Here is a 257-nt window from a genome sequence, read left to right on the forward strand (position 1 = left end):
CTTAACAAGGAACGTCACCATGCAGACAAATGCTCAGCTCCAGCCTGTCGCCAAGCCTTTCCTGGGCGAAGACAACGTGATTTTCACTGACAAGGCGCCGCTGCCCCTGGGGACGTATTCCCAGGGTATCAAGGTCAGCCACGGGCAAACCATTTACCTCTCGGCGCAGACCCCGGTCTCGGCGTTGAGCAATGAGGTGCTGGCCAAGGACTTCGAAGGCCAGTTGCGCCAGACCCTGGACAACTTGCAGCAAATGG

General features: G+C 58.0%; 1 protein-coding gene. It reads left to right on the forward strand.

What is annotated here, in order from left to right; all coding sequences use genetic code 11:
• Positions 1-19 precede the first annotated feature (19 nt).
• On the forward strand, positions 20-257 hold a 238-nt coding region (locus tag SB756_RS32175; protein ID WP_410913515.1), incomplete at its 3' end, for a Rid family hydrolase.

It is taken from the genome of Pseudomonas sp. SIMBA_068 (genome assembly GCF_046534705.1).
Taxonomy (GTDB): Bacteria; Pseudomonadota; Gammaproteobacteria; order Pseudomonadales; family Pseudomonadaceae; genus Aquipseudomonas; species Aquipseudomonas putida.